The sequence below is a fragment of the Brevundimonas sp. ABV4_179 genome, from assembly GCF_056311945.1.
Map to the genome: position 1 here is coordinate 2216701 of NZ_CM149976.1, position 25002 is coordinate 2241702.

The 25002-nt window shown below is 66.8% G+C and carries 24 protein-coding genes; 18 read left to right on the forward strand and 6 right to left on the reverse strand.

From position 1 onward, the window contains the following. Nucleotides 1-21 precede the first annotated feature (21 nt). The 17 genes from ACYX4P_RS10645 to ACYX4P_RS10725 all read left to right on the forward strand — a co-directional run bounded on the left by ACYX4P_RS10645 (nt 22) and on the right by ACYX4P_RS10725 (nt 16712). Nucleotides 22-618 (forward strand): DUF4142 domain-containing protein, encoded by a 597-nt coding sequence (locus tag ACYX4P_RS10645; protein WP_248116321.1) that lies wholly within the window; start codon nt 22-24, stop codon nt 616-618. A 226-nt stretch (nt 619-844) separates the two neighbouring features. Next, nucleotides 845-1753, forward strand: a complete 909-nt coding sequence (gene rpsB, locus ACYX4P_RS10650) for a 30S ribosomal protein S2 (protein WP_248116323.1) — start codon at nt 845-847, stop codon at nt 1751-1753. 110 nt (nt 1754-1863) lie between these two features. Continuing rightward, the gene (gene tsf, locus ACYX4P_RS10655; RefSeq protein ID WP_248116325.1) at nt 1864-2805 is read left to right on the forward strand and encodes a translation elongation factor Ts; all 942 of its coding nucleotides are present in this window, start codon (nt 1864-1866) and stop codon (nt 2803-2805) included. A 127-nt stretch (nt 2806-2932) separates the two neighbouring features. Next, the gene (pyrH, locus tag ACYX4P_RS10660; RefSeq protein WP_248116327.1) at nt 2933-3667 is read left to right on the forward strand and encodes a UMP kinase; all 735 of its coding nucleotides are present in this window, start codon (nt 2933-2935) and stop codon (nt 3665-3667) included. A gap of 40 nt (nt 3668-3707) precedes the next feature. Then, complete coding sequence (gene frr, locus ACYX4P_RS10665; protein ID WP_292047592.1) at nt 3708-4265, forward strand: ribosome recycling factor; 558 nt, start codon at nt 3708-3710, stop codon at nt 4263-4265. Between the two features lie 37 nt (nt 4266-4302). After that, complete coding sequence (uppS, locus tag ACYX4P_RS10670) at nt 4303-5061, forward strand: polyprenyl diphosphate synthase (RefSeq protein ID WP_248116331.1); 759 nt, start codon at nt 4303-4305, stop codon at nt 5059-5061. Then, nucleotides 5061-5879: a phosphatidate cytidylyltransferase gene (locus ACYX4P_RS10675; protein WP_248116333.1), complete on the forward strand. Its 819-nt coding sequence runs from the start codon at nt 5061-5063 to the stop codon at nt 5877-5879. The genes uppS and ACYX4P_RS10675 overlap by 1 nt, the downstream gene beginning before the upstream one ends. Then, nucleotides 5876-7072, forward strand: a complete 1197-nt coding sequence (dxr, locus tag ACYX4P_RS10680; RefSeq protein ID WP_292047591.1) for a 1-deoxy-D-xylulose-5-phosphate reductoisomerase — start codon at nt 5876-5878, stop codon at nt 7070-7072. Before ACYX4P_RS10675 ends, dxr begins: the two co-directional genes overlap by 4 nt. Before the next feature lie 24 nt (nt 7073-7096). Beyond that, nucleotides 7097-8314 carry a M50 family metallopeptidase gene (locus ACYX4P_RS10685; RefSeq protein ID WP_248116337.1) on the forward strand — a complete coding sequence of 406 codons (1218 nt, stop codon included), beginning with the start codon at nt 7097-7099 and terminating at the stop codon, nt 8312-8314. Nucleotides 8315-8343: 29 nt separating this feature from the next. Then, nucleotides 8344-10788, forward strand: coding sequence for an outer membrane protein assembly factor BamA (gene bamA / locus ACYX4P_RS10690; RefSeq protein WP_476069464.1), 2445 nt, complete (start codon nt 8344-8346; stop codon nt 10786-10788). A 31-nt stretch (nt 10789-10819) separates the two neighbouring features. After that, nucleotides 10820-11437: an OmpH/Skp family outer membrane protein gene (locus ACYX4P_RS10695; protein ID WP_248116341.1), complete on the forward strand. Its 618-nt coding sequence runs from the start codon at nt 10820-10822 to the stop codon at nt 11435-11437. A gap of 6 nt (nt 11438-11443) precedes the next feature. After that, nucleotides 11444-12457: a UDP-3-O-(3-hydroxymyristoyl)glucosamine N-acyltransferase gene (gene lpxD, locus ACYX4P_RS10700; RefSeq protein WP_248116343.1), complete on the forward strand. Its 1014-nt coding sequence runs from the start codon at nt 11444-11446 to the stop codon at nt 12455-12457. A gap of 2 nt (nt 12458-12459) precedes the next feature. Then, nucleotides 12460-12924: a 3-hydroxyacyl-ACP dehydratase FabZ gene (gene fabZ / locus ACYX4P_RS10705; RefSeq protein ID WP_248116345.1), complete on the forward strand. Its 465-nt coding sequence runs from the start codon at nt 12460-12462 to the stop codon at nt 12922-12924. Then, nucleotides 12924-13712: an acyl-ACP--UDP-N-acetylglucosamine O-acyltransferase gene (gene lpxA, locus ACYX4P_RS10710; protein WP_248116347.1), complete on the forward strand. Its 789-nt coding sequence runs from the start codon at nt 12924-12926 to the stop codon at nt 13710-13712. The genes fabZ and lpxA overlap by 1 nt, the downstream gene beginning before the upstream one ends. Further along, on the forward strand, nt 13709-14542 hold the full coding sequence (lpxI, locus tag ACYX4P_RS10715) for a UDP-2,3-diacylglucosamine diphosphatase (protein WP_292047590.1): 834 nt from the start codon (nt 13709-13711) through the stop codon (nt 14540-14542). Before lpxA ends, lpxI begins: the two co-directional genes overlap by 4 nt. Beyond that, complete coding sequence (gene lpxB / locus ACYX4P_RS10720) at nt 14539-15717, forward strand: lipid-A-disaccharide synthase (protein ID WP_248116351.1); 1179 nt, start codon at nt 14539-14541, stop codon at nt 15715-15717. The genes lpxI and lpxB overlap by 4 nt, the downstream gene beginning before the upstream one ends. A 2-nt stretch (nt 15718-15719) precedes the next feature. Next, a complete protein-coding gene (locus tag ACYX4P_RS10725) occupies nt 15720-16712 on the forward strand; it encodes an FUSC family protein (RefSeq protein ID WP_248116354.1) in 993 nt (330 codons plus the stop codon). A 63-nt stretch (nt 16713-16775) separates the two neighbouring features. On the opposite strand, the gene gltA is transcribed toward ACYX4P_RS10725, so the two are convergent. Both gltA and gltX read right to left on the reverse strand, forming a co-directional pair. Beyond that, the gene (gltA, locus tag ACYX4P_RS10730) at nt 16776-18077 is read right to left on the reverse strand and encodes a citrate synthase (protein WP_476069469.1); all 1302 of its coding nucleotides are present in this window, start codon (nt 18075-18077) and stop codon (nt 16776-16778) included. A 66-nt stretch (nt 18078-18143) separates the two neighbouring features. After that, nucleotides 18144-19559 carry a glutamate--tRNA ligase gene (gene gltX, locus ACYX4P_RS10735; RefSeq protein WP_248116358.1) on the reverse strand — a complete coding sequence of 472 codons (1416 nt, stop codon included), beginning with the start codon at nt 19557-19559 and terminating at the stop codon, nt 18144-18146. On the opposite strand from gltX, the gene ACYX4P_RS10740 reads away from it, so the two are divergent. Further along, nucleotides 19558-21732, forward strand: coding sequence for a ComEC/Rec2 family competence protein (locus tag ACYX4P_RS10740; RefSeq protein ID WP_248116360.1), 2175 nt, complete (start codon nt 19558-19560; stop codon nt 21730-21732). The two genes, gltX and ACYX4P_RS10740, sit on opposite strands and share 2 nt — an antisense overlap. On the opposite strand, the gene lexA is transcribed toward ACYX4P_RS10740, so the two are convergent. The 4 genes from lexA to ACYX4P_RS10760 form a co-directional block, all read right to left on the reverse strand. After that, nucleotides 21713-22411, reverse strand: a complete 699-nt coding sequence (gene lexA, locus ACYX4P_RS10745) for a transcriptional repressor LexA (RefSeq protein ID WP_248116362.1) — start codon at nt 22409-22411, stop codon at nt 21713-21715. The genes ACYX4P_RS10740 and lexA overlap by 20 nt on opposite strands. Before the next feature lie 132 nt (nt 22412-22543). Beyond that, entirely contained in the window at nt 22544-23338 is a 795-nt protein-coding gene (trpC, locus tag ACYX4P_RS10750; RefSeq protein ID WP_248116364.1) for an indole-3-glycerol phosphate synthase TrpC, read from the reverse strand. Then, nucleotides 23335-24372, reverse strand: coding sequence for an anthranilate phosphoribosyltransferase (gene trpD / locus ACYX4P_RS10755; protein ID WP_248116366.1), 1038 nt, complete (start codon nt 24370-24372; stop codon nt 23335-23337). The genes trpC and trpD overlap by 4 nt, the downstream gene beginning before the upstream one ends. 16 nt (nt 24373-24388) lie before the next feature. Beyond that, nucleotides 24389-24979, reverse strand: coding sequence for an anthranilate synthase component II (locus ACYX4P_RS10760; RefSeq protein ID WP_248116368.1), 591 nt, complete (start codon nt 24977-24979; stop codon nt 24389-24391). Between the last annotated feature and the right edge of the window lie 23 nt (nt 24980-25002).

Consider the following 25002-nt stretch of genomic DNA (forward strand, 5'->3'; position numbering starts at 1 on the left):
GTCCATAGGGAGACTGTTCCAATGAAATATCTCGCCATCGCCAGCGTCGCCTCGCTGGCTCTCCTCGCAGCGTGCAACCAAGGTGGAGACAGCGCCGGCCAGAACGCCAGCGAAGCCGTCAACGCCACCCAGGACGCGACTTCGGGCGTCGTCGGCCAGACCTCGGCCATGACCATGGGCGCCAACACCGTGGACGGCTTCGTGACCGGTCTGGGCACGAGCAACATGTACGAACTGGAAGCGGCCAAGATCGCCGCCGCCAAATCGACCAACGCCGACGTAAAGGCGCTGGCCGCCATGATCACCAAGGACCACACCGCCGCCGGCGAGAAGCTGGGCGCTGCAGTCGCGACCGCCGGTCCGAACGTGGCCATCCCGACCACTCTGGACGAGCGCCGCAAGGGTCTGATCGACAACCTGAACGCCGCCACGCCCGGCGACTTTGACAAGGTCTATCTGAACCAGCAGGTCGCCGCCCATAACGAGGCCCTGACCTTGCTTAACGGTTTCGCCGGCAACACGGACGCTCCGGCCCTGTCGACGCTGGCGCGCGAACTGGTGGCCCCGGTGACCGCGCATCGCGACCGCGCCCAAGCGCTGCTTGATGCGATGAAGTAAGGATTACGCCTTAGGGCTGATCGGGAAAGGCGGTCTCGAGAGGGGCCGCCTTTCTGCTGCGCGCGACGCAGCGCTTGCTATTCGAGGCCATCCCGCCTACATGGCCCCCGCATTTCGCAACGCGGGTGAGGCGCGATTCGGGGAGAAATCCCGGCACGCACCATTCCGAGGGTCGTCGACCTTTAATCCCCCGCGCCACGTTGATCGGAAAAAGGATTGAACGATCATGGCTCTGCCTGAATTCTCGATGCGCACCCTGCTGGAAGCGGGCGCCCACTTCGGCCACCAGACGCACCGCTGGAACCCGAAGATGGACCGTTACATCTTCGGCTCGCGCTCGAACATCCACATCATCGACCTGTCGCAGACGATGCCGCTGTTCCACCAAGCTTTGGTGGCCGTGCGCGACGTCGCCGCCAAGGGCGGTCGCGTCCTGTTCGTCGGCACCAAGCGCCAGGCTTCCGAGCCGGTCGCTGAAGCCGCCAAGCGCTGCGCCCAGTACTATATGAACAACCGTTGGCTTGGCGGTACGCTGACCAACTGGCGCACCGTCTCGGGCTCGATCGCTCGTCTGCGCGAACTGGAAGGCATCCTCGAGAACGGCGGCGAAGGCCGCGTCAAGAAGGAACTGCTGACCTTGCAGCGCGAGAAGGACAAGCTGGAACTGTCGCTGGGCGGCATCAAGGACATGGGTTCGATTCCGGACATCATGTTCGTGATCGACACCAACAAGGAAGCGATCGCGATCCAGGAAGCCCGCAAGCTGAACATCCCGATCATCGCCATTTTGGACACCAACTCGGACCCGGACGGCATCACCTATCCGGTGCCCGGCAACGACGACGCCGCGCGCGCTATCCAGACCTACTGCGACCTGATCGCGGACGCGGTTCTGGACGGTCTGGCCGCTGGCGCCTCGGCCTCGGGCGTGGACCTGGGCGCTTCGGAAGCCCCGGTCGAGCCGATGCTGCGCGAAGCCTCGGCGCCGGTCGCCGCTGAAGCCGCTCCGGCCGGCACGGAAGGCGCCGCCGCCGAGCTGGAAGCCGCCGCTCAACCGGCCGTCGCCGATGAAGCGGCCCAGGCCGCCACTTCGGAAGCCAACGACGCGGTCGAAACCGAGAAGGCCACGGGCTGATGGCCCGCAGGGCGGCGCTCGGGTTTTCGAACGCCGCCTGACGAAATGACACACGGCCGGGCTAAGTCAGTCCGGCCGTTCCCACATACGAATCCCCCAAGGAGAAGAACATGGCCGAGATCACTGCCGCCCTCGTGAAGGAACTTCGCGAGCGTTCGGGCGTCGGCATGATGGACTGCAAGAAGGCCTTGCAGGAAAACGACGGCAACATCGAAGCCGCCATCGACTGGCTGCGCGCCAAGGGCCTGTCTAAGGCCGCCAAGAAGGCCGACCGCGTCGCAGCCGAGGGCCTGGTCGCCGTGGCGTCCAAGGAAGACGGCAAGGGCGAAGTCGCCGCCGCCATCGAGTTCAACGCGGAAACCGACTTCGTCGCCCGCAACGAGCTGTTCCAGAACGCCGCCAAGTCGTTCGCCCAACTGGGCCTGGAGCACCACTCGGTCGAGGCCCTGCACGGCGCCGAACTGGAATCCGGCAAGACGGTCCAGGATGAAGTGACGAACATGATCGCCACCATCGGCGAGAACATGCAACTGCGCCGCGCCGCCCGCCTGTCGGTGTCGGAAGGCGTGGTTTCGACTTACGTCCACAATGCGGTTTCGCCGGGCGTGGGCCGCATTGGCGTTCTGGTGGCGCTGGAAGGCGAGGGCGACAAGACCGCTCTGCGCGAACTGGGCCGCAAGATCGCCATGCACGTCGCCGCCACCGCGCCGCTGTCGCTGAACACGGACGACCTGGACCCCGCCGCCATCGAGAAGGAACGCGCCGTTCTGATCGAAAAGGCCAAGGAGGAAGGCCGTCCGGAAAACATGATCGAGAAGATCGTGGAAGGTCAGATCAACAAGTTCCAGAAGGACGTGGTGCTGTCCAAGCAGCCGTTCGTGATGGACCCGGACGTGACCATCGAACAACTGGTCGCCAACTCGGCCAAGGAACTGGGCTCCTCCAATCTGCATCTGGCCGGCTTCGTCCGCCTGGCGCTGGGTGAAGGCGTCGAGAAGGTCGAAGGCCCCGACTTCGCGTCGGAAGTCGCCTCCATGATGGGCGGCAACTAAGCCCCTATCCCCTCATTCGTGAGGGTTTTGTATCAGAAGGGCGCGTTCGGCTTTGATGGCCGGCGCGCCCTTCGTCTATAAGAAGTCGCCTGATTCAAGGGCGCAGCAGCCAACGGACCCTCCGCACATGCCCGACGCCCCCAAAACCTTCCGCTACAAACGCGTCCTGCTGAAGGTCTCCGGCGAGGTGCTGATGGGCGATCAGTCGTTCGGGGTGGACATGAAGACGGTGGACACGGTCGCCAAGGCCGTCGCCGACGTCGCCGCCGAGGGGATCGAAATCTGCCTGGTCATCGGCGGCGGCAACATCTTCCGCGGCCTGTCCAAGGCGGCCGCAGGAATGGAGCGCGCCCAGGCCGATTACATGGGCATGCTGGCCACCATCATGAACGCCCTGGCCATGCAGTCGGCGCTGGAGAAGATCGGCGTCTCGACACGGGTGCAGAGCGCCATTCCGATGGCCGCCATTGCTGAACCCTACATCCGTCGGCGCGCCTTGCGTCATTTGGAAAAGGGCAGGGTTGTGATCTTCGCCGCCGGCGTGGGCGCTCCCTTCTTCACGACGGATTCGGGCGCCGCTCTGCGCGCCGCCGAAATGGGCTGCGACGCCCTGCTGAAGGGCACCAGCGTCGATGGCGTCTATACCGCCGACCCCAAGAAGGACGCCACCGCCACCCGTTACGAAACCCTGACCTATCAGGACGTGCTGGCCAAGGATCTGCGGGTCATGGACGCCTCGGCCATCGCCATGATGCGCGACACGGGCATTCCCATCGTGGTCTTCTCGATCCGGGAAGACAATTCGCTTCGCCGGACCCTGACCGGCGAAGGCACGTTCACGGTCATTCAGGACGTCGCTTAAGCGTCCGCACGACCAGGAAAAACGAAGAGAGACCAAGACCATGGCAAAACCCGATCTCAAGACCTATCGCGACCGGATGGACCGTTCGGTCGCCGCCCTGAAGGAAGAGTTCAGCGGCCTGCGCACCGGCCGCGCCAACGCCGGCCTGCTGGAGCCTGTGCGGGTCGAGGCCTATGGTTCGGCCTCGCCGCTGACCGCCGTGGCCGCCATCAGCGTGCCCGAGCCGCGCATGATCAGCGTCAGCGTCTGGGACAAGGGCATGGTCGTCGCCGTCGAGAAAGCGATCCGCAACGCCAACCTGGGACTGAATCCCATTGTCGATGGTCAGACCCTGCGCATTCCCGTGCCGCCGCTGACCGAGGAGCGCCGCAAGGATCTGGTCAAGCTGGCCGGCAAATACGCAGAGCAGCAGAAGATTTCGGTCCGCAACGTCCGCCGCGACGCCAATGACGACCTGAAGAAGGCCGAAAAGGCCGGCGACATCAGTCAGGACGAGCAGAAGAAGATGGAGACCGAGGTCCAGAAGGACACGGACGCGGCCATCAAGCGCATCGACGAGGCCTTGAAGACCAAGGAACAAGAGATCATGCAGGTCTGAGGCGAAACGGCTTGGGCCTGAAGGGATCGCACGACAGATGACGGCAGACAGCGCCGCCTCTTCAGGGCCGAGCCTCGCGGGTCCGCGCCATGTCGCCATCATCATGGACGGCAACGGCCGCTGGGCCAAGGCGCGGGGACTGCCGCGCGCCTTGGGCCACCGCGAGGGCGTGCAGGCGTTGAAACGCACCATCCAGGCGGCTCCGGACCTGGGCATCGAATGCCTGACCGTCTTCGGCTTTTCGACCGAGAACTGGAGCCGTCCCGAGGACGAGGTGTCGGACCTGATGGGTCTGGTGCGGACCTATGTGGCCAGCGATCTGGCGCGGCTGGAGAAGGCGGGCGTCCGCCTGAGGATACTGGGCCGGCGCGAAGGGCTGCCCGCCGACATCGCGGCCATCATCGACAGGGCCGAGGCGCAGACGGCGCACAACGACCAGTTCCTGTTGCAGGTCGCCTTCAACTATGGCGGTCGCGCCGATCTGGTGGACGCCGCGCGTCGGCACATGGCGCGGATGGCGGCCGGCGAGACGACCGAACCCCTTACGGAACAGGCCCTGGAGGCCGGACTGACCACGGCCGGTTCGCCGCCGCTGGATCTGATCGTGCGGACATCGGGCGAGCAGCGGCTGTCGAACTTCCTGTTGTGGGAGGCCGCCTACGCCGAACTGGTCTTCCAGGACATCCTGTGGCCCGACTACGGTCCCAAGGCCCTGGCCGAGGCCATCCAAGCCTTTGGACGGCGCGACCGCCGGTATGGCGGCCGTGTTGTCCCGCCCTTGCGCGAAACAGCCTGATGGCGGTCAAGCCTCGCGACATCGCGCTGCGCGCTGCATCCGCCGTGGTTCTGGCGCCGGCCGCCGTGGCTGCGACCTGGGCCGGCGGCGTCTGGTTCCTGGCTCTGATGGTGGCGGCCAGCATCGTTCTGGCGTTCGAATGGGCGGCGATGAGCGCGCCCCACGCCCGGCGCGTGATGGGCGGGGCCGTCGGCTTCGGCGTCGTCGCGGCCGTGATCAGCGCGCATTTCGGCGTGATGTCGGTGGCCTTCATCATGCTGGTGTTCGGGGCGGCCGCCGCTGGCGTCTATGCCCGCAGTCGAGGGCAGGAGGCGTTGGATGCGGCCTATGGCGTGCTCTATTTGGGATGGCCTGCCGTTCTGCTGATCTGGCTGCGCGGCGTCGACAGCCCCATCGGACTGCATTGGACCGTGCTGGTGTTCGCGGTGGCCTGGTCGGCGGACATCGTCGCCTATCTGGCCGGTTCGACCTTTGGCGGGCCTAAGCTGTGGCCCCGCTTTTCGCCCAACAAGACCTGGTCCGGCTTCATCGGCGGCATATTGGCCGGCGCGGTCGCCGGCGGCTTGATGACGACCTGGGTCGATATGGGGGCCTTGACCGTGATCTGGGGCTCCATCCTGGGCCTGGCGGCCGCGCTGGCCACCATGGCGGGCGACCTGTGGGAGTCGGCGTTGAAGCGGCGGTTCGGGGTCAAGGACGCCGGCAACACCATTCCCGGCCACGGCGGTCTGCTCGACCGCGTCGACGGGCTGATGTTCGCCGTGGTCGTGGTGGCGGCCGGGCGATTGCTGCTTCTGATGCTGGAGCGTGGCGCGTGATTCATCGTCGCGTCACGGTGCTGGGCGCCACCGGCTCGGTCGGTTCCTCGACCCTGGACCTGATGGCCCAGGCCGAGGCCTCGGGAACCGGGGCCTTCGAAGTCGAGGCCCTGACGGGCGGCGCCAATATCCAAAAGCTGGCCGAACAGGCCCGGCGGTGGAAGCCCAGGGTGGCGGTCACCGCAGATCCGGCGCGCTTGGACGACCTGCGGGTCGCCCTGGTCGGAACCGACATCGAGGCGGCGGCCGGCGAGGCGGCCATCGTGGAGGCGGCGACCCGACCGGCAGATTGGATCATGGCCTCAATCGTGGGGGCCGCGGGTCTGAAGTCGGCCTGGGCGGCGGCGGGGACGGGCGCGACCCTGGCCCTTGCCAACAAGGAGAGCCTGGTCTGCTGCGGTCCCGCCTTGATCGAGCGGGTCAGGCGGGCAGGGGGACGGCTGATCCCGGTCGATTCGGAACACTCCGCCATCTTTCAAGTCTTTCCGGCGGAGGCGCCCGAGCGGGTGTCCAAGCTGATCCTGACCGCTTCGGGCGGGCCATTCCGGCAGACCCCGCGTGAGCATATGGGGGCGATCACGCCGGAGCAGGCGGTGGCCCACCCCAACTGGAGCATGGGGGCCAAGATTTCTGTCGACAGCGCCACCATGGCCAACAAGGGCCTGGAGATGATCGAGGCGGCCTATCTGTTCGACATGCCGCAGGATCGGATCGACGTGGTGGTCCACCCTGAATCGATCATCCACAGCCTTGTGGAATATGTGGATGGATCCACTCTGGCGCAGATGGGGCCGCCGGATATGCGCACGCCGATCGCCTGCGCCCTAGCCTGGCCGGACCGCATCGCCTGGCCAGCGCCCCAGTTGGACCTGGCCACGCTGGGCAGACTGACATTCGAGGCGCCGGATTTGGCGCGCTTCCCGGCCCTGGATCTGGCGCGTCAGGCGCTGAAGGCCGGGGGCGCGGCGCCGGCCGTTTTCAACGCCGCCAACGAGGTCGCAGCCTTCGCCTTTCTTGACCGGACGCTGGCCTTTCTCAATATTGCCGCAGTCGTCGCCGAAACCCTTGAACGTGCGACGAAAGCGGGGATGGTTTTCGGCTCTGGAGACGCCTGCGGCGCGGCCCTGTCGGTCGATGCCGAGGTTCGTCTGATGGCCCGTTCCATAATCGCTGGACTGGCGAGCGCGGCCTGATCGGTCGGGGGAGACGATTTTCGAATGCTGGGCGTCCTGGGTCAGATCCTGATCTACATCGTGCCTTTCCTGCTGGTGCTGACCTTTATCGTCACCATCCATGAACTGGGTCACTTCCTGGTCGCGCGCGCCTTCGGCGTGAAGGTGGATCGTTTCGCGGTCGGCTTCGGCAAGGCCGTCTTCAGTCGCACTGATCGGCACGGCATAGAGTGGCGGCTGGGTTGGCTGCCGCTGGGCGGCTATGTGAAGTTTTCCGGCGATCTGGATGCGTCCAGCGTGCCGGATCAGGCGGGGCTGAACGAACTGCGCCAGCGTGTCGTCGCCCAGAGCGGGCCAGGCGCCGAGCGCGACTATTTCCACTTTAAGCCCGTATGGCAGCGCGCCCTGGTCGTCGCCGCCGGGCCTGTCGCCAACTTCATCCTGGCCATCACAATCTTCGCCATCGTCTTCATGGCTGTGGGCGTCCAACTGCGTCCGGCGCGCGTGGCCCAGGTGCAGGCGGGATCGCCGGCTGCCGCCGCCGGTTTCCAGGTCGGCGACCTGATCACGGGCGTGAACGACAAGGCGATCAAGGACGGCAGCGCGGTGACGCGCACTGTCATGCTGTCGACCGGCGATCCCGTGCGGTTCACGGTAGAGCGCGGCGCACAGACGTTGCACCTGACGGCGGTGCCTGAGCGGCGCGAGGAGAACGACCCGGTCGCCGGCCGCGTCAAGGTCGGCCGCATCGGTCTGGGCCTGGGGTCGACCGCCGCCGACGTTCGACACGTCCGCTATGGCCCCGTCAGCGCCGTGGTCGAGGGCGTGCGCCAGACCGGTGATGTGATCGGCTCGACCCTGACCTATCTTGGACGCCTGGTGACCGGCCGAGAGTCCGGCGATCAGTTCAGCGGACCGTTGGGCATCGCCAAGGCCACCGGATCGCTGACGACCGCTGCGGTCGAGGCCAGCCCGGCGCCCGGTCAGATGGCGATCAATCTGCTTCTGACGCTCACGACCTTGGCCGCCATACTTTCGATCGGAATCGGCTTTCTAAATCTGCTTCCCATTCCGATCCTCGACGGCGGGCATCTGCTTTTCTACGGCTATGAGGCCGTGGCCAAGCGACCTGTGTCGGCGCGGTTCCAGGAGATGGGCTATCGCGCAGGTCTTGCGCTTTTGGCGGGATTTATGTTGTTCGCGACGTGGAACGACCTACAGAAGCTCAACCTCTTCCAATTCCTCGGCGGGCTCGTCTCTTGAGCCGACGCCAGCCCCCGATGGTTTCCCGAATGAATGACATGACCTCTCGCGCCGCCGTTCGATTGAGCGCCCGTTCCAGCCTGCTGGCGCTAGCCGTCGCCGCAGGCCTCGGCGCACCCGCCCTGGCGCAGACCGCACCGGCGCAAGCCACGCCCGCAACGCCGGCGCCCACACCTGCTCCCCAAGGCGCCGCCGCCGAACAGACTCCGCGCGTCGAGATCGCCGCGCCCCAGACGATCACGATCAACCGCATCATCGTGCAGGGCGCGCAGCGGATCGATCAGACGACGGTTCTGTCCTACCTGCCGATCCGTCCCGGCGATGCGGTGGACGCCTCTGTGCTGGATGTCGCGGTGCGCACCCTGTCGCGCACCGGCCTGTTCGCCGATGTGCAACTGGGCGTGCAGAACGGCGACCTGATCGTTCAGATCAAGGAAAACCCGATCATCAACCAGGTGGTGTTCGAGGGGAACAAGGCGCTGTCGCAGGACAAGCTGACCAAGGAGGTCACCCTGGCGCCGCGCGGCATCTACACCCGCGCCAAGGTGCAGGAAGATGTCGGCGCCATCGTCGAACTGTATCGCCTGCAGGGCCGGATATCCGCGACCGTCACGCCCAAGCTGGTCCAGCTGGATCAGAACCGCGTGGACGTGATCTTCGAGATCAACGAAGGGCCGCAGACCGGCATCAGCGCGATCAACATCCTGGGCAACCATGCCTTCTCAGACCGCGATGTGCGCGGGGTGATGGTCACCGAGAAGTCGACATGGTGGAAGTTCTTCTCCAACAACGACAACTACGATCCCAACCGCCTGGAATACGACCAGGAGCAACTGCGCAAGTTCTACACCAACCGGGGCTATTACGACTTCCGCGTCATTTCCTCTGTCGCCGAACTTCAGCCTGACGATCAGGCGTTCCAGCTGACGCTGACGCTGAACGAAGGCGACAAGTACAACTTCGGCGAGGTCAAGGTCGTCACCCAGAACGACCGCCTGAACGCCGACTTCCTGCAGCGCCTGATCCCGATCCGCTCGGGCGACCTGTACGAAAGTGACAAGATCGAACAGGCGGTCGACGCCCTAACGTTTGCGGCGGGTTCGGCCGGTTACGCCTTCGTCGAGATCAATCCGACCTATCGGGCCAATCCCGACGCCGACACGGTGGACGTGACCTTCAACGTGTCCGAGGGACAGCGGGTCTATATCGACCGCATCAATGTGGTCGGCAACACCCGCACCATCGACCCGGTGATCCGGCGCGAACTGATGCTGACGGAAGGCGACGCCTTCAACCGCGCCCTGATGGAGCGGTCGCGCAACAACCTGCGCGCCCTGGGCTTCTTCAAGGACGTGAAGGTTGAGGAGACGCGCGGCAGCGCGCCGGACCGTACGGTCATCAACGTCAACGTTCAGGAACAGCCCACCGGCGAACTGTCGGTCGGCGCGGGCTTCAGCTCGGTCGACTCATTCACCGTAAACCTGGGCATCTCCGAGCGGAACTTCCGTGGACGCGGCCAGAACGTGGTGGCCCGACTGGAGTGGGGTTCGCTGCGTCAGCAGGTCGACTTCCGCTTCACCGAGCCGAAGTTCCTGGGCCGCGACCTGCGCGCGGGCTTTGATCTGTTCCACTCGCGCTATGACCTGAGCAAATACTCGTCCTACGATTACCGCTCGACCGGCGGCGGGGTGCGGCTCTCCTATCCGCTGAACGGCAATATGCTGCTCAGCACCCGCTACTTCCTGAAGTCGGACGAGATCATCGTTCCGTTCGGCTATTGCTCTGGCGTGGGGCAGGGTTCGTCCGCGCTGTGCGACCAGGTGGGCAGCTTCATCAACTCGTCCGTCGGCTATACGCTGCAGATGAACTACACCAATGATCCGGTGCGGCCGACGCGCGGTTGGGCTGGCTCGTTGCGTCAGGATCTGGCCGGTCTGGGCGGCGACGTGAACTATGTGAAGACCGAGGCGGACGCCAGCTGGTACTATGGGTTCACGCCCAACTGGGTGGTCAGCCTGCAGGGTTCAACCGGCTATGTCAGCGGCTGGAACGGCGATCCGATCCGCATCAACGATCGTTTCTTCAAGGGCGGGAACAGCTTCCGCGGCTTCGAGACAGCCGGCATGGGGCCGCGCGATCTGAACACGACCGATGCGCTGGGCGGCAACTTCTACGCCATCGGCACGGTCGAGCTGACAGTGCCGAACTATCTGCCCGAGCAGTACGGCATCAAGACGTCGCTGTTCGCCGATGTCGGTACGCTGGGCGTGCTGGATGATCGCTACAAGCTGACCTCCACCGGGACGGTGAACCCGAACATCGCCGACGAACTGTCGCTGCGCGCGTCGGCCGGCGTCAGCATCCACTGGAAGTCGCCGATGGGTCCGATCCGCTTCGACATCTCCAAGGTCCTGTCCAAGGAAGACTACGACAAGACCGAATCCTTCCGCTTCTCGACCTCCACCCAGTTCTAATCGCGGCATTTCGACCGCACGAGGAAATCCCATGAAAGCTCTGATCATCGCGGCGACCGCCGCCGCTTCGCTTCTCGCCACCGCCGCCTCGGCGGCCACGGCCCAACAGGCGTCCGCCGCCCCCGCCAACCCCGGCCCGGTGATCCCCGGCGTGTGCGTCTATTACAACGCCCGTCTGCTGGCCCAATCGTCGGCTGGCCAGGCCGTCGAAACCCGCATGCAGCAACTGGCCCAGGAAGTTCAGGGCGAACTGCAACCCTACGCCACGGCGATCCAGAGCGAAGCCCAGCAACTGCAGACGTCGGGCGCCAGCCTTCCGGCCGATCAACTGCAACAGCGCCGCCAGGCCCTGCAACAGCGCGCGCAGGAAGCCCAGCAGCTGGAAGCCACCCGCGAGAACGAGTTACGCTACACCCTGGGCATGCAGCGTCAGGCGATCACCGAGGCCGTCTCCCCGATCCTGACCGCCCTGTATCAGGAAAAGGGCTGCGGCCTGCTGCTGGACCGCGAAAGCGTCTTCATGATGAACCCGGCCATGGACGTGACCGATCTGGCCATCCAGCGCCTGAACACCGCCCTGCCGACGCTCAGCTTCAACCGCATGACCGTGCCGGCTCAGACGCAGGCTCAGCCGGCGGCCGCGCGCTAAGTCTCGATGCCCGATTCCCGCTTTTTCGAAACCCTGTCGCCCCTCAGTGTCGCCGAACTGGCGGCCAGGATCGGCGGGGAGGTCGAACGGGGCGGGGATCGCATGATCGCCTCCGTCGCGCCCCTGTCCTCAGCGGACGGGGGCGCGATCGCGTTTTTGGGCGACCGCAAGTTCGCCGGAGCGCTGAAGGAAACCCGCGCCGGGTGCGTGATCTTGCCGTCGGAGGCCGTTGACGCGGCGCCGGCGGACGCCGCCGTGATCGTTTCCCGCACGCCACAGGCCGCCTGGGCCAAGGCGTCGATCCTGTTGCATCGGCCGATCCTGCTGGACGCCGCCATCGCGCGCGCGGAGGCGGCCGAAGACGACAGCGTCGTGATCGAGCCGGGCGCCGTGCTGGGCGCGGGCGTTCGCATCGGTCGCGGCTCTCGCATCGGGGCCAACAGCGTGATTGCGCCGGGCGTCCAGATCGGACGCGACTGCGCGATCGGCGCCAACGTCAGCGTCGGTTTCGCCCTGATCGGCGACCGGGTGAAACTGTATGCCGGGGCGCGGATCGGCGAGGCGGGTTTTGGCGCGACCGGAACCCAGGCCGGGGTGATGGACATTCCGCAGCTGGGCCGGGTTATCCTTCAGGATGGGGTGACGGTGGGCGCCAACAGCTGCATCGACCGCGGCGCCTATGACGACACCGTCATCGGCGAAAACACCAAGATCGATAATCTGGTCATGGTGGGCCACAACTGCGTCATCGGGCGCAACTGCCTGCTGGTCGCCAATACGGGCATTTCCGGCTCGGTCACGGTCGGCGACAACGTCATCTTCGGCGGCAAGGCGGGGATCGGCGATCACATCACGATCGGCGAGGGCGCCCGTATCGCGGCCGGCGCCGGGGTGTTGGCTGACGTTCCGGCGGGCGAAACCTGGTCGGGTTATCCGGCCCGTCCGATCCGACAGTTCTTGCGCGAGACCGTCTGGCTCGCCAAACAGGCCTCATCCAAGAAGGCCCCGAAGGAATCATAGGGATGAGCGAAGACGGCAAGATCGATTACGCCGAGGTGATGCGGCGGCTGCCGCACCGCTATCCCTTCCTGCTGGTGGACAAGGCCGAGGACTTCGTGCCCCGCACCTCCATCGTGGGCATCAAGAACGTCACCCATAACGAGCCCTTCTTCCCCGGCCATTTCCCCATCGACCCGGTTATGCCGGGCGTGCTGATCGTCGAGGCCATGGCCCAGACCGGCGCCTTGCTGATGTCCAAGACGCTGGATGTCGCGGTGGCGGACAAGGTCATCATGTTCATGTCCATCGACGGGGTGCGGTTCCGCAAACCCGCCCGCCCCGGCGATCAGTTGCGCATGGAGGTCAAGGTGATCAAGGCGCGCGGCGACGCCTACAAGTTCCGGGGCGAGACCTTTATCGACGGCAAACTGGCCGCCGAGGCCGAGTTCATGGCCATGGTGGTGACGGTGCCGGAGCCGGCCGCCTGATGAGCATCCACCCGACCGCCCTCGTCGATGCGTCCGCCCTCCTGGCTGACGGGGTGCAGGTAGGGCCGTGGTGCACGGTCGGGCCGAACGTGACGCTGGGCGAGAATGTGCGGCTGGTCAGCCATGTCGTGATCCAGCAGGACACCGCGGTCGGGGCGGACACCTCGATCCATCCCTTCGCCGTCATCGGCGGCGATCCGCAGCACAATGGCTACAGGGGGGAGGCCGTGAGGCTCGAGATCGGGCGCAACAACCTGATCCGCGAACACTGCACCTTCAACCGGGGGACGCCGCAGGGGACGGGCGTCACGGTGATCGGGTCGAACAATCTGTTCATGACCGGCGCCCACATCGGTCACGACTGCGTTGTGGGCGATAATGTCGTCATGGCCAATAACGCCACCCTGGGCGGTCATGCCCAGGTCGGGGACAAGGTCTTCCTGGGCGGCCTGTGCGCGGTTCATCAGAACGGACGGGTGGGGCAGGGCGCCATAATCGGCGGTCTGGCCGCCGTGACGCGCGACGTCATCCCCTATGGCTCGGCCTGGGGCAATCATGCGCGGTTGAGAGGGCTGAATCTGATCGGCCTGAAGCGCAAGGGCTATGGCAAGGATCAGGTGCGGCGTCTGCTGGCCGCCTATCGCGAACTGTTCGAAGGCGGGGGCGAGTTCGCGGGGCGCCTCGAGGGTGTCGCCGCCCGCTATTCCGACCTGCCCGAGATCATGGAAATCCTGACCTTCATCCGCGAGGGCGGCAGGCGGCCGCTGTGCCTGCCGAACGCGGAATGAGCGTCAAACTGGGTCTGATCGCGGGCGGCGGCGATCTGCCGCAGGCGGTGGCCCAGCGCTGCGAGGCCGAGGGGCGCGCGGTCTATGTTGTGCGGCTGGACGGGTTTGCCGGCCCGCATCTGGCGCGTTGGCCGGGCGACGATTTCGGCATGGCCCAGATCGGCGCGATCCTGAAGGCGTTGAAGGCTCAAAAATGCGGCGCGGTCTGTCTGGCGGGCATCGTCAGCCGGCCTGATTTCAAGACGTTGAAGCCGGACTTCAAGGGCGCGACCCTGCTGCCCGGCATCGTGGCCGCTGCGGCCAAGGGCGACGACGCTCTTTTGCGCAAGATACTGTCGGTGTTCGAGGCGGAGGGGTTCGCGGTCGAGGGCGCCGACGACATACTAGGCGGTGAGACGCTGGCCCCCGGCGCCTTGGGCGCGTTGACTCCGACGCCCGAGCAGCTTTCGGACCTGAAGAAAGCGCTGCACGTCGCTGAAAGGTCTGGCGAACTGGATATCGGCCAAGGGGCTGTCGTGTGCGACGGTCTGGTGCTGGCGGTCGAAGCTCAAGAGGGCACGGACGCCATGCTGGGGCGGGTCGCCAATCTGCCGGCCGACCTGCGGGGTTCGACTGCCGACAGAAAGGGCGTGTTGGCCAAGGCGCCCAAGCCGATCCAGGACCTGCGGGTCGACATGCCGGTGATCGGGCCACGCACGGTTGAGATGGCGGCGGCGGCGGGACTGGCGGGCATCGGCGGGGTCGCGGGCCGGCTGATCCTGATTGACCGCCCTGGCATTGTCGCGGCGGCGGACCGGCTGGGCCTGTTCGTTTGGGGCGAGGAACAATGAGCCGGCCCCTGAAGATCATGCTGGTTGCGGCCGAGGCGTCGGGAGACGCCTTGGGCGCGGGCCTGGCCAAGGCGCTGCGGGCGCGGCTGGGCGACGATGTGGCCTTCGTCGGCATCGGCGGGCCGCGAATGGCCACAGAGGGCGTGGTCAGCCCGTTCGACATCGCCGAACTGTCGATCTTGGGCTGGATCGAGGGTCTGCGCGCCTATGGCAAGGTCAGGCGCCGGGTCGCGGAGACAGCGGCCTTGGCCGCGCGCGAACGGCCGGACGCCGTGGTCCTGATCGACAGCTGGGGCTTCACCATTCGCGTCGCCCAGGCCATCCGAGCCGCGCGGTCGGATGTAGCCTTGATCAAATATGTCGGCCCCCAGGTCTGGGCTTCCCGTCCCGGTCGGGCCAGGACGCTGGCCGGGGCGGTCGATCATCTGCTGGCGCTCTATGGCTTTGATGCGCCCTGGTTCGAGCGCGAGGGTCTGGCGACGACCGTGGTCGGCTCGTCTGCGCTGCATATCGACATGGCCCATGCTGACGGGAAGGCCTTTCGCGCGCGACGCGGCATAGCGGCGGACACGAAACTGCTGCTGGTCTTGCCGGGCAGCCGGCCCAGCGAAATCGCGCGCATGACCCCCGTCTATGAGGAGACGGTGCGCAAGCTGAAGGCCATCGACCCCGCACTGGAGATCGCCGTGATCGCCGCGGGCACGGTGGCCGACGACGTCGCCGGCCGGATCGCGACCTGGCCCTTCCGCGTGCATCTGGTGGACGAGGCCGAGAAGTACGACGCCATGCGCGCCGCCGATGTGGCCCTGGCCACCAGCGGCACGGTCTCGACCGAACTGGCCTTGGCTGGCGCGCCAATGGTCATCGCCTACAAGATCGACGGCCTGTCGTATCAGCTGATGAAGCGGATGGTGACAGCCAAATACATCACCCTGTTCAACGTCGCCGCCGACGACCAGATCGCGCCTGAATACATTCAGCACGAGGCGACGCCGGCCCTGCTGGCTTCCGCCGTCGGTCGGCTGCTGTCCGATCCCGAAATGGCCGAGGCGCAGGCGCGGCGCCAGACGGCGGCGCTGGATCTGATGGGGCGCGGCGGGCCCGATCCGTCGGAACTGGCCGCCGACGCCGTTCTGCGCGTCATCGCGGCCAAGGTCGGCGCGGGGCCGAGCTGACCGTGGCCCGCGCCCTCAGCCCCCGTCGTGCGGCCGAGGTGCGGGCGGCGCTGCAGATGGCGGTGGCCGCGACGGCCGCGCTTTATCTGGCCACCCTTCTGCATCTGCCCCATCCCTATTGGAGCGTGATCTCGGCCATTGTGGTGGTGCAGGCCAGCGTCGGGGGAGGGGTGGTGGCGATCGCGCGAGACCGGGCGCTCGGCACAATGACTGGCGCACTCGTCGGCGCGGCGATCGCCTTCGTCCGGCCGCCGGGCATGGAGAGCCTGGCCCTCAGCATCGCCGTCTCGACGGCGGTGCTGGCCTTCTTGGGAGCCGGACGCCCCTGGTTGAAGATCGCCCCGGTGACGGCGACCATCGTCATCGCCGGGGGCGCGGGATCGGAGGGGCCCGCATCCTTGGCGCTGGATCGGGTGATGGAAATCCTGGTGGGCAGCGGGGTCGGCGTGGTCGCCATACTGGCCTTGTTTCCGCGTCATGCGCGCCAGGCGTTCAAGCTTCAGGCCCGCGAAGCGGCGGGCGAAGCCGCCGTGCTGCTGGCCCTTGTGGCCAAGGGCGACGCCAAGGATGCGGCCGAGTTGACCCGCCGTCACGCCGATTTGAAACGGCGTCTGGACGCCCTGGCCCAGGCGGCCAAGAATGTCGTCGACTTCCCTGGCGTGCAGCGCGAGACGGCCGACCGGGCCGCCCTGGCCCGCGCCTTCTGGCGGGTGCGCAGCGACATCGTCATCTTGGGCCGTGGTTTTCATGACGAGGGGGCGGATGGGCGGTTGACGCCCTGGTCCCAGGACGCCGCGCGCGCCGTCGAACGGCTGGAAGCGCTGTCGCGGGGCAAGGCCGCCGATCCTATGGGGCCCATCGACCAGAGCCTGGCCCTGTCCATCGCGGTCGAGGGCGACGACATGGCCTTGGGCGCCGCCGCCATCGGCGCGGCCCACATGCACCGGGACCTGGACGACCTGGCCGCGCGTTTCCGGGATCTGCGCCTGGTCTGATGGACCAAACGAAAACGCCGGGGAGGTCCCCGGCGTTCTGCATTTCGGATGCTGGACTGCCGATCAGCCGCGCTGGTCGATGGCCACGTAATCGCGCTCGGTCGGGCCGGTGTACAGCTGGCGCGGGCGGCCGATCTTCTGCGACGGATCCGACATCATTTCTTGCCACTGGGCGATCCAGCCCACGGTGCGGGCCAGGGCGAACAGGACGGTGAACATGGTGGTCGGGAAGCCCATCGCCGACAGGGTGATGCCCGAATAGAAGTCGACGTTCGGGAACAGCTTGCGCGAGGTGAAATATTCGTCCGACAGGGCGACCTTCTCCAGCTCCTTGGCGACCTGGAACAGCGGATCGTTCTCGCGGCCCGTGGCGGCCAGCACTTCATAGGCCGACTGCTGCATGACCTTGGCGCGTGGATCGTAGTTCTTGTACACGCGGTGGCCGAAGCCCATCAGCTTGTACTTGCGGTCCTTTACGCCCTGAATGAACTCAGGGATCTTGTCGGGCGTGCCGATTTCCTTGAGCATGTTCAGCGCCTCTTCGTTGGCGCCGCCGTGCGACGGCCCCCACAGGCAGGCGATGCCGGCGGCGATACAGGCGAACGGATTGGCGCCCGACGAACCGGCAAGGCGAACGGTCGAGGTGGATGCGTTCTGCTCGTGGTCGGCGTGCAGGGTGAAGATGCGGTCCATGGCGCGAACCAGGGCCGGATCGACGTGATAGTCTTCGGCCGGCACGGCGAAGCACATGCGCAGGAAGTTCTCGGCGTACGACAGGTCGTTGCGCGGCGAGATGAAGGGCTGGCCGACGTGGTATTTGTAGGCGCGAGCCGCGATGGTGGGCATCTTGGCGATCAGGCGGATGGCCGAGATGTCGCGCTGGATCGGATCATGGATGTCCAAGCTGTCGTGGTAGAAGGCCGACAGGGCGCCGACCGTGCCGACCATGATCGACATCGGGTGGGCGTCGCGGCGGAAGCCCTCGAAGAAGCGGTCGAACTGGGCGTGCAGCATCGTGTGGGTGGTGATGCTGTTTTCGAACTTCTCGAACTGTGCGGCGGTCGGCAGTTCGCCGTGCAGCATCAGATGGCAGACTTCCAGGAAGTTCGACTTCGACGCCAGTTGATCGATGGGATAGCCGCGGTGCAGCAGCACGCCGGCGTCGCCGTCGATATAGGTCAGGGCCGATTCACAGGCCGCCGTAGAGGTGAAGCCGGGATCGAAGGTGAAGGCGCCCGTTCCCGCATAAAGCTTGCGGATGTCGATGACGTCCGGGCCGGTGGAGCCCGAAAGGACCGGCAACTCGATGGTCTTGTCCTCGAAGGACAGGGTCGCCGAGCCGGCGGTTTTGGCTTGTTCAGTCATGAATGCCCCTTTGCATCATACGTCCAGGCGCGGGGAGGCGCCGGGCGCTTTTTGGTTTGTGGGTGATCACTTAGTCTGTTGCAGCGCATCATCCAAGCGTCCGAGACTTTCGTCGCGACCGAGAGCGGATAAAGTTCGTGCGATGTCGGGCGAAGCTGACCCTGCGGTAAGCGCCGCGCGCATCGGCGGGCCGATTTTTCCAAAGCCCACGCGCTCGGATTCGGCGAAGGCCTTCAGTTCAGCCTCCAGGGCGAAGACGTCCCAGGACTGGAACAGGGCCAGCCGGTCGCGCAGTCGCGACAGGCGATCCAGCGTCTCGCCAGACAACAGGCCGCGGGCCTTTTCGTCGAGCGTCAGAGGTCGGGTCTTCAGCACGAATGCGGTCTGATCGGCCAAGTCTAGCACCGTCTTGGCGCGGTCCTTGACGAAGGGCATGGCGCGCTGGAGCCGGGCCTCGTCGGCCTCAGCCAGGACGTGCCCTTTCTGCAGGTGAGCGTCCAGCGCCAGCTTGGCCAGTCGTTCGTCGTCGGCCAGACGCAGCCAATGGGCGTTGACGTGGGCCAGTTTGTCGAAGTCCAGCCGAGCTGGGGCCTTGCCGATGCCGGCCAGATCGAACCAGGCGATGGCCTGGGCGTCGCTGAACAGTTCGTCGTCGCCGTGCGCCCAACCCAGTCGGGCCAGATAGTTGCGCATGGCCTCCGGCAGATAGCCCATCTCGGCGTATTCATGCACCGCCTGGGCGCCGTGCCGTTTGGACAGTTTGGCGCCATCCGGCCCGTGGATCAGCGGGATGTGGGCGAAGACGGGCCGCATCCAGCCCAGGGCGTCGTAGATCAGGCTCTGACGCGCGGCATTGTTCAGGTGGTCGTCGCCGCGAATGACGTGGGTCACGCCCATGTCGTGATCGTCCACCACCACGGCCAGATTATAGGTCGGGGCGCCGTCCGAGCGCAGTAGGACCAGATCGTCCAGATCGTCGGTCGACCAACTGACCGCGCCCTGGACCTCGTCGGGCACCGTCACCGTGGTCGATTGCGGCCGGCGGAACCGCACGACGTGGGGCAGAACCAGATCGTCAACGGTGGGCTCGCGGTCGCGCCAAGGCGATTCGAAGCTGCGCTTCTCCGCCTTGGCCTCATCGCGCAGACGGCCCGTCTCCTCGGCGGAGGTGAAGTCGCGATAGGCGTGGCCGGCTTCGAGTAGTTGATCGACCACCTCGCGGTGGCGGTCGGCGCGGCTGAACTGGAACACAGGCTCCTCGTCGGCGAACAGCTCCAGCCAGCTCAGCCCGTCGAAGATCGCCCTGACGGCCTCATCGGTGGAGCGCTCGCGGTCGGTGTCTTCGACACGGATCAGGAAACGCCCTGCGTGTCGCTTGGCGTACAGCCAGTTGAACAAGGCGGTTCTCGCCCCGCCGATATGCAGATAGCCTGTCGGCGAGGGGGCGAAGCGGGTGACGACAGTCGAAGAAGGTGAGGTCATGGGGGAGGGGTCCGTAGGCGAGGCCCTTATACGCTCCGATGCGGCAAAGCCTACCCCCGGCGCGCGATTGCAATCCTGGCTGGCCGATCAGGTCGGCGCCCAGGCGCTGCGATGGCGGCTGTGGGGGCCGGTGGCGTTCGGCGGCGGGTGCGCCTTCTATTTCGCCCTGCGGTCCGAGCCGCCGTTCTGGCCGCTGGTGTTGGCGGCGGTCGCGGCTTTTGCGTTCTGGGGCTTGGCCAAGGCGCGGGGAATGACGCGGCGCATCACATGGCCCCTGCTGCTGATCGCCTGTCTGGCGGGCGGCCTGGCGGCGGCCAAGGCGCGCACTGGCTTCGTCGCCGCCCCCATCGCACCGGTGCTCGGCGAGCCGACGGCGATCGAGGCCTGGGTGGTCGATGTGGACAGCCCTGGCCAACGCGGCGCCCGGGTGGTGATCGCTCCCGTCTGGATTCGCGGCCTGGCGCCAGACCAGACGCCGGTGCGCCTTCGCGCCACCGTGCGGGGCGAACCGCCCGAACCGGGCCGGGCCATACGTGTGTTCGCCATCCTCAATCCGCCGCCGGCGCCGGCCAGTCCCGGCGCCTACGATTTCGGCCGGAACGCCTTCTTCCAGGGCATGGGCGGGGTCGCCTTTGCGCTGGGAGAGACGCGCGAGGCGGACCTGCCCCGCCCGCCGTGGCGCCTGCGGCTGGAGATGGCGGTGAACGGCGCGCGCTACGCCCTGGCTCAGCGCATCGTGGCGCGGTTGGGCCAGCGGACGGGCGGGATCGCGGCCGCCATGACCACCAGCCACGAGACCTGGATCAGTCAGGAAGACATGGATGTGATGCGCGATTCCGGTCTGGCGCATATCCTGTCGGTGTCGGGTCTGCACATGGCCATCGTCGGCGGCTTCGTCTTCTTCGCCGTACGCCTTGGCGTCGCGGCATGGCCCTGGTTGGCGCTGCGGGTTTCGGGCAAGAAGGTCGCGGCTTTGGCGGGCCTGGTCGCGGTGGGGGTCTATCTGGTGGTGTCCGGCGCGCCGCCGCCGGCCGAGCGGGCCGCCATCACCGCCGCCATCGCCTTTCTCGCCATCCTGCTGGATCGGCAGGCGGTGACCATGCACGGCCTGGCGGTTGCGGCCTTCGTCGTGCTGGCCATCCAGCCGGAGGCTGTCGTTACGCCCGGCTTTCAGATGTCGTTCGCGGCGACCGCGGCGCTGGTGGCCTTGGTCGAGGCCTGGCCCAAGCGACCGCGCGAAATTTCCGCACCCTGGCCGATCCTGGCGATACAGCGGTTCGCCGGCTGGATCACGGCGGCGGTGGCGGCCAGCCTGGTCGCCGGCATGGCGACCGGGCCATTCTCCATGCAGCATTTCAACCGCACGGCCGTCTATGGCCTGCTGGCCAATCTCGGCACATCGCCGGTGGCGGACTTCATTTTGATGCCGGCCTTGGCGCTGGGTGCGGCGCTCGAACCCCTGGGGCTGGGCGGCCCCTTCCTGGCGGTGGCGGGATGGGGCGTCGATCTGATGCTGGCGATCGGGTCGTGGACGGCCAGCTTACCGGGGGCCGTTAGAACCATACCGAGCGCGCCCGACGTCGTTCTGCCCATCGCCTTCGTCGGCGTGCTGTTCATCTGCCTGTGGCGCGGGCGGCTACGCTGGATGGGTTTGCCGCTGGCGGCGGCGGTGCTGATCTGGCCCCGTCCGTCGGCGCCTGACCTTTGGATCGGGGACGGCGGAACAAACGCGGCCTTCAATCGGCACGGCGCGGCGGTCGTCGTGTGGCCAGGCGTGCGAGAGTTCGCCGCAGACCTGTGGTCCCGGCGAAGGGGGCTGGCCCTGACCAAGCGGGAAATGGACGGCTGGACCTGCGATCGCTTCTCGTGCCGGCCCCAAAGCCCTGTTGCTGGACCGATCGCATTATGGTGGGGCAGGCGGGCGCCCGATCCCGAACGTCTGGCGGCATTGTGCGAAACGGCCGAGGTCGTCGGACTCCGCGCCGCCGTCCCAGATATTCCCGCATCCTGCGCCGGCCGTCTGGTTCTGGACGGGGTGGATTTCTCTAAGGGCGGGGCGGTCGAACTATGGCGCGATGGCGTCGGCTGGCGCGCGGTCTGGACGACCGACGTGCGCGGCAACCGTCCCTGGACGCGCCAACCCGACCCCGATGTCAGTGATAGCGGCGCATGAGCCCCACCAGCTTGCCCTGAACCTCCACCTGATCAGGGCCGAAGATGCGGGTCTCATAGTTGCGGTTGGCCGGTTCAAGCGCGATGGAGCCGCCCTTGCGGCGCAGGCGCTTCAGGGTGGCTTCCTCGCCCTCGACCAGGGCGACGACGATCTCGCCATTGGTCGCGGTGTCGCCGCGCCGGATCACCACCAGATCGCCGTTCAGTATGCCGGCCTCGATCATAGAATCGCCCTCGATCTCCAGCACGTAGTGATCGCCCTTGCCGAGCATGGATTCCGGCACCGGTAGGCGGTCCTGTTCATGCTGAATGGCGGCGATGGGAGTGCCGGCGGCGATCTTGCCCAACAGCGGCAGATCGCGCGTGTCGTTGGCGGCCATAGGCGCGGTCTCGCGAACCGGTGCGCCGCCTTCGATCACGTCGGGCTTGAACCCGGCCCGGCCGCGCGGCGCGCCGGCGGTCGCCTGTTCGGGCAGTTTGGTCACTTCCAGCGCGCGGGCGCGGTGGGCGAGGCGGCGGATGAAGCCGCGCTCCTCCAGCGCTGTGATCAGCCGGTGGATGCCCGACTTGGAGGCCAGGTCCAAAGCCTCCTTCATCTCGTCGAACGAGGGAGAGACGCCCGTCTCCTGGATCCGTTCGTGGATGAACATCAGCAGTTCGTGCTGTTTGCGCGTGAGCATCGCCAAGCCCTCAAGCGCCCTCTCCGTAGAATCGGAACGGGCCGTGAACATTGATGATGTTCTGTAAGTGTTCCTTCCTAATGTCAACTTAACGGCCGCGCTGGCCCGCATCGGGCCAAGGAAAGCCGTGCCTCAGGCCGCCAGCAGCGCTCGCGTCGCCGCCTCGACATCGGCTTGGCGCATCAGGCTTTCGCCGACCAGTATGGCCTGGGCGTGGGCGGCTGAGACCCGCGCGACATCATCCGGCGTGAAGATTCCGCTTTCCGCGACCAGAAGGGCGCGCACAGGGCTGAGCATCGACAGGCGTTCGGTGACCTCCAAGTCGACCTCGAACGTCCGCAGCGAGCGATTGTTGACCCCCACCAGATCACCGCCCAGCGCACAGGCGCGGGCCATCTCGTTCTCGTCGTGCGTTTCGATCAGGGCGTCCATGCCGAACCGTTCGGCCTCCGCCAGCAACTCGGCCGCAAGCCTGTCGTCGATCATGGCCAGGATGATCAGGATGCAGTCCGCGCCCAGAGCGCGGCTTTCCGCCACCTGCCACGGATCGACCAGGAAATCCTTGCGCAGGCAGGGCAGGGCGACGGCCTCGCGCGCGGCGGCCAGATAGGCGTCGTCGCCCTGGAAGCTGGGGCCGTCGGTCAAGACCGAAAGACATGCGGCGCCCCCCGCCTGATAGGCGCGGGCCAAGGCGGGCGGATCGAAATTGGGGCGAATCAGACCCTTGGACGGGCTGGCCTTCTTGATCTCGGCGATCAGGGCGGGGCGACCCGTCTCTTCTTCGACCCGCTCCAGGGCGGCGCGAAATCCGCGCGGCGCCGAGGCGGTCTTGGCCATGGCCTCGATCGCGTCCTGAGACGTGGCGGCTTTTCGGGCGGCGACGTCCTCGCGCTTGTAGACGGCGATACGGTCGAGAACGTCGGTCATGCGTCGGCTTCGGGGTCCAGCGGAGTCGTGGTGATGCGGGCCAGACGCTCTAGCGCCTGTGCGGCGCGGCCGTCGTCGATGGCGGCGGCGGCCAGCACCGCGCCCTCGGCCAGATCGGCCGCCTTGTCCGCCACGACCAGGGCGGCGGCGGCGTTCAACAGGACGATGTCGCGATAGGCGCCGGCCTGGCCCGCCAGCAGGGCGCGCAAGGCGGCGGCGTTCTCCTCGGCGTCGCCGCCGCGAATGGCGTCGATGGGGCTGCGCGACAGGCCGGCGTCCTCTGGCGTGACCTGGAACCGTCGGACGGCGCCGTCCCTCCATTCGGCCACCTCGGTCGGGCCGGATGTCGCCAGCTCGTCCAGCCCCTGCCCGTGGACGGTCCAGGCGCGCGTCGCGCCCAGCCGCCCCAAGACATCGGCCAAAGGCTCCAACAGACGCGGATCATAGACGCCCATGACCTGACGCCGTGCAGACGCTGGGTTCGAAAGCGGACCCAGAAGATTGAATACGGTGCGAAAACCGATCTCGCCCCGCACGGGCCCGACGTGACGCATGGCCCCGTGATAGGCGGGCGCGAACAGGAAGCAGATACCCGCCTCGTCCAGCGCCTTCCGTTGCTGCGCCTGATCGGCCATCAGGTTCACGCCCAGGATCGACAACACGTCGGAAGAGCCTGATTTAGACGACATGGCCCGGTTGCCGTGCTTGGCGACCTTCAGCCCCGCGCCAGCCAGAACCAGGGCGGCGGCGGTGGAGATGTTGTAGGTGTGCTGACCATCCCCGCCGGTGCCGCAGGTGTCGATGACTTCGTAAGGGTGATTCAGCGTCAGGGCCGCTTCGCGCATGGCCGAAGCGAAGGCGGCGATCTCATCCACCGTTTCGCCGCGCATCCGCATGGCGGTGACGGCGGCTGCGACCTGGGACGGGGTCGGCTCGCCCCGCAGACAGGCGGCGAAGAAGTCGTGCGCCTGTTCCGACGTCAGCGGTCGGCCCTCGACCAGCCGGGCCAGGATCGGCTTGAACCCTTCCGCCATGGTCAGTCCGCCACGATCAGGCGGCCGCGAGGCGCTTTACGCCGGCGATATCGAGGAAGTTGGCCAGCATGTCATGGCCGTGTTCGGTGGCGATCGATTCCGGGTGGAACTGCACGCCGTGGATCGGACGGACGCGATGCCGCAGGCCCATGATCTCGCCGTCGGCGGTCCAGGCGGTGACCTCCAGGTCATCGGGCAGGGTTTCGCGCCGGACGGCCAGCGAATGATAGCGGGTGGCGGTGAAGGGCGAGGGCAGGCCGGCGAAGACGCTCTGGCTCTCATGCAGGATGGGCGACGTTTTGCCGTGCATCAGGGTCTTGGCGCGGATCACATCGCCGCCGAACGCCTGACCGATGGCCTGATGACCCAGGCAGACGCCCAGGATCGGCATGGAGGCCGGCGCCGTCTGGATCAGCGGCAGGCAGATGCCGGCCTGATCCGGCGCGCAGGGGCCGGGGGACAGCAGGACGGCGGCGGGGTTCAGCGCCCACGCCTGGTCCACCGTCAGGTCGTCGTTGCGCACCACATGCGTCGGCGCGCCCAACTCCGCGAGGTAGTGGACGAGGTTGTAGGTGAAGCTGTCGTAGTTATCGACGACGAGGATCATGCCTTGGCTTCTAGGCGCGACAG

Coding starts and splice junctions, on each gene's coding strand:
- lexA (WP_248116362.1), bottom strand. CDS start 22,411: ATGCTCACGCGCAAACAGCACGAACTGCTGATGTTCATCCACGAACGG.
- ACYX4P_RS10695 (WP_248116341.1), top strand. CDS start 10,820: ATGAAAGCTCTGATCATCGCGGCGACCGCCGCCGCTTCGCTTCTCGCC.
- tsf (WP_248116325.1), top strand. CDS start 1,864: ATGGCCGAGATCACTGCCGCCCTCGTGAAGGAACTTCGCGAGCGTTCG.
- lpxA (WP_248116347.1), top strand. CDS start 12,924: ATGAGCATCCACCCGACCGCCCTCGTCGATGCGTCCGCCCTCCTGGCT.
- ACYX4P_RS10685 (WP_248116337.1), top strand. CDS start 7,097: ATGCTGGGCGTCCTGGGTCAGATCCTGATCTACATCGTGCCTTTCCTG.
- ACYX4P_RS10675 (WP_248116333.1), top strand. CDS start 5,061: ATGGCGGTCAAGCCTCGCGACATCGCGCTGCGCGCTGCATCCGCCGTG.
- ACYX4P_RS10760 (WP_248116368.1), bottom strand. CDS start 24,979: ATGATCCTCGTCGTCGATAACTACGACAGCTTCACCTACAACCTCGTC.
- ACYX4P_RS10645 (WP_248116321.1), top strand. CDS start 22: ATGAAATATCTCGCCATCGCCAGCGTCGCCTCGCTGGCTCTCCTCGCA.
- trpC (WP_248116364.1), bottom strand. CDS start 23,338: ATGACCGACGTTCTCGACCGTATCGCCGTCTACAAGCGCGAGGACGTC.
- frr (WP_292047592.1), top strand. CDS start 3,708: ATGGCAAAACCCGATCTCAAGACCTATCGCGACCGGATGGACCGTTCG.
- lpxI (WP_292047590.1), top strand. CDS start 13,709: ATGAGCGTCAAACTGGGTCTGATCGCGGGCGGCGGCGATCTGCCGCAG.
- gltX (WP_248116358.1), bottom strand. CDS start 19,559: ATGACCTCACCTTCTTCGACTGTCGTCACCCGCTTCGCCCCCTCGCCG.
- pyrH (WP_248116327.1), top strand. CDS start 2,933: ATGCCCGACGCCCCCAAAACCTTCCGCTACAAACGCGTCCTGCTGAAG.
- trpD (WP_248116366.1), bottom strand. CDS start 24,372: ATGGCGGAAGGGTTCAAGCCGATCCTGGCCCGGCTGGTCGAGGGCCGA.
- uppS (WP_248116331.1), top strand. CDS start 4,303: ATGACGGCAGACAGCGCCGCCTCTTCAGGGCCGAGCCTCGCGGGTCCG.
- fabZ (WP_248116345.1), top strand. CDS start 12,460: ATGAGCGAAGACGGCAAGATCGATTACGCCGAGGTGATGCGGCGGCTG.
- ACYX4P_RS10740 (WP_248116360.1), top strand. CDS start 19,558: ATGGGGGAGGGGTCCGTAGGCGAGGCCCTTATACGCTCCGATGCGGCA.
- rpsB (WP_248116323.1), top strand. CDS start 845: ATGGCTCTGCCTGAATTCTCGATGCGCACCCTGCTGGAAGCGGGCGCC.
- bamA (WP_476069464.1), top strand. CDS start 8,344: ATGAATGACATGACCTCTCGCGCCGCCGTTCGATTGAGCGCCCGTTCC.
- lpxB (WP_248116351.1), top strand. CDS start 14,539: ATGAGCCGGCCCCTGAAGATCATGCTGGTTGCGGCCGAGGCGTCGGGA.
- lpxD (WP_248116343.1), top strand. CDS start 11,444: ATGCCCGATTCCCGCTTTTTCGAAACCCTGTCGCCCCTCAGTGTCGCC.
- gltA (WP_476069469.1), bottom strand. CDS start 18,077: ATGACTGAACAAGCCAAAACCGCCGGCTCGGCGACCCTGTCCTTCGAG.